This window comes from Mycobacterium sp., assembly GCF_035623875.1.
GTDB lineage: Bacteria > Actinomycetota > Actinomycetes > Mycobacteriales > Mycobacteriaceae > Mycobacterium.
Genome location: NZ_DASPSP010000011.1, coordinates 1 through 3,466, shown reverse-complemented (window position 1 = coordinate 3,466; position 3,466 = coordinate 1). Strand labels below are relative to the sequence as shown.

1 protein-coding gene is annotated in these 3,466 nt (G+C 67.1%); it reads right to left on the bottom strand.

Features of this window, described 5'->3' with window-relative positions:
• Nucleotides 1–3,466 (bottom strand): type I polyketide synthase (locus VEI45_RS01125; RefSeq protein ID WP_324849288.1); only part of this gene is annotated, 3,466 nt, incomplete at both ends.

The window sequence follows — 3,466 nt, the reverse complement described above, 5'->3', positions numbered from 1 at the left end:
CCATTGCGCCCCGGGTCGACACGACCAACACGCCGGATTCGCGCTCGGCCAGCCACGACTGCACCGCAGCCAATGCCTTGTGCGTGCGCTCGTAGGTGTCGACGACGGGGTCCCCGGCGGTTGATGCGGCTTCGAACACTTGATAAGACGGCGTCTCGGCGTGCGAGGCGGACGCTGGATGAACAGCGGGAGACCAGACCAGCTCGAAGAGCCGATCCGGCCCGGACCCCGACACCGCCGCCATCAACTGCTGCTGCGACACCGGACGAGCCACCATCGAAGCCACCGACAACACCGGCAACCCCAACCCGTCGGCCAACTCCACCGACACCGCCGACGGACCCGACGGCGCAATCCGCGCCCGCACCGCCGACGCCCCCGCCGCATGCAACGACACACCCTGCCAGGAGAACGGCACCAGCACACCGCTTCCGTCCTGGTCGTCACCGGTCTCGGTGGCCACGATCACCGCGTGCAGAGCAGCGTCCAAGACCGCTGGGTGCACACCGAATCCCGCCGGCGATACGCCGGCGTCGCTTGGCAGGGACACGTCGGCGAACAGGTCGTCGCCGCGACGCCACATCGCGGTCAACCCTTGGAACGCCGGGCCGTACCGGTATCCGCGTGTGGCCAGTCGGTCATAAAGTCCGTCGATGTCGACCGGCGTCGCACCCGCCGGCGGCCACGTCGACATGTCGGTGCCCGGCTCGGCATCGCCGGGCCGGACCACACCTTCGGCGTGCAGAGTCCAGCCGGAGTGTTCGTCGCCGCGGGAAAACACCGACACCGAACGGGTGCCTGCTTCCTCGGCCGCGCCGACGACGACTTGCACGGCTACCGAACTGGTTGCCGGGATCACCAACGGCGCCGCCAGCATGAGTTCGTCGATTACCGAGCAGCCGACTTCGTCGCCGGCACGGATCGCCAACTCGACAAAACCCGCGCCCGGAAACACCACCACGCCGCCAACCGCGTGATCAGCAAGCCACGACTGAGACGCCGACGACAGCCGGCCTGTCAGTACCACCCCGCCCACGCTCGGCAGGTCTACCACCGCACCCAGCAGCGCGTGCTCACTGGGCGCCAACCCCAGGCCGGCGACGTCACCAACAGCGCTATCACTGGAAAGCCAGAACCGCCGCCGCTCAAAGGCATACGTCGGCAACTCCACAAATCCGGCCCCGGGCAACACCGCCCGCCAATCCACGCCCACACCCGACACAAATGCCTGCGCCAATCCGGTCATCAGGCTGGTCGGTTCGGGCCGGTCTTTGCGCAGCATCGGAACTGATAGGACGTCAACTTCGGCGAGCGATTCTTCGATCGATGACGTCAGGCCGCCACCGGGACCGACTTCGAGGAATCGGCTGGCGCCAACCGAACTCGCAAAGCGAATGCTGTCGGCGAACCGTACTGCCACCCGGATGTGCCGTGTCCAGTAGTCGGCCGACGCGAAGTCTTGATCGGCCAATTGTCCGGTCACGTTCGAGATGATCGGGATGGTGGGCGCGTTGATCGTGAGCTCCTTGGCTGCCGCCCTGAACTCGTCGATCATCGGCTCCATCAACGGCGAGTGGAACGCGTGTGAGACGGCGAGCTTGTGCACACGGCGGCCCTGTTCGCGCAGCTGCTCGGCGATCGCGGTCACCGCATCCTCGTCGCCGGAAACCACGACTGACGACGGACCGTTCACCGCGGCAATCCCGACGCCGTCGGTCAGCAACGGCCGCACTTCGTCTTCGGTTGCCTGCACGGCGATCATCGCGCCACCGGCGGGCAGGGCCTGCATGAACCGGCCGCGCGCGACCACCAGCACCGCAGCGTTTGCCAGCGACACAGCACCGGCGACGTGCGCTGCGGTCAACTCGCCTACCGAGTGGCCCATCACGAAATCGGGCCGCACACCCCAGGATTCCAGCAGCCGGTACAGCGCGACCTCGACCGCGAACAACGCGGGCTGCGCGAATTCAGTTGTATTCAACAGGTTTTCGTCGTGGCCCCAGATGACTTCGCGCAGCGGCCGCAGTAGGTGCCGGTCCAGCTCGCCGACAACGGTATTGAAGGCCTCGGCGAAGACCGGATACGCGGCATGCAGTCCCATGCCCATGCCGAGCCATTGCGAGCCTTGGCCGGGGAAGACGAACACGGTTTTGCCTCCCGGGGCGGCGTGGCCGGTGACCGCTGAACCAACCAGCTCACCGTCGGCCAACTCCCTCAAACCGCCCAACAACTCCTGACGATCAGCGCCGAGCACCACCGCCCGATGCTCAAACGTCGAACGGCCCGCCAATGAGCAGCCCACATCAGCGGCGGCCAACTGCTCACGCGCACCGATGAATTCACTCAACCGCGCCGCCTGCTTGCCCAGCGCCGCTTCGCTCTTGGCCGACAACACCCACGGCACGATCGGCGGCTCGGCTGCCGGCTCCACCGCCTCCACCGTCGGCGGGGCTTCGATGATCACATGCGCGTTGGTGCCGCTGATCCCGAATGACGACACGCCTGCCCGACGCACGCGACCATTGATCGGCCACGGCTGAGCCTCGGTCAACAAGGTCATCGACCCCGATGACCAATCCACATGCGGGCTGGGTTCATCGACATGCAGTGTCGCGGGCAATACCTCGTGTCGCATCGCCAAAATCATTTTCATCACGCCGGCCACACCGGCTGCGGCCTGGGTATGACCCATGTTCGACTTGATCGATCCCAACCACAGCGGCTGCGACCGGTTCTGTCCGTAGGTGGCCAGCAGCGCCTGGGCCTCGATCGGATCACCCAACGTGGTGCCCGTGCCGTGGCCCTCCACGGCGTCGACATCGGCCGCGCTCAGCCCGGCGTTGGCCAGCGCCGCGCGCACCACCCGCTGTTGCGACGGCCCATTGGGCGCGGTCAAACCATTCGACGCCCCATCCTGATTCACCGCCGAACCCCGCACCACCGCCAACACCGGATGCCCCAACCGCTGCGCATCCGAAAGCCGCTCGACGACCAACATTCCGCCGCCCTCGGAGAATCCGGTGCCGTCGGCCGCCCCGGCGAACGCTTTGCAGCGGCCATCCGGGGATAGGCCGCGCCAGCGGCTGAACTCGACGAAGATGTCGGGCGTGGCGTTGATGGTGACGCCGCCGGCCAGCGCCAGGTCGCACTCGCCCGAACGCAGCGACTGCACCGCCATATGCAGCGTCACCAGCGACGACGAGCACGCGGTGTCCACGGACAGCGCCGGACCCTCTAGCCCCAGCGCATACGCGACCCGGCCGGACGCGACGCTGGAAAGCTGACCGGTCAACCGGAAGCCTTCCACCGGCTCGGCAGAGAACATCCCGTAGCCCTGCGTCATGACGCCGGCGAACACACCGGTGGCGCTGCCACGCAACGTGGTTGGGTCAACCCCCGCCCGCTCCAATGCCTCCCACGACAACTCGAGGAACATCCGTTGCTGGGGATCCATCGCCAGCGCCTC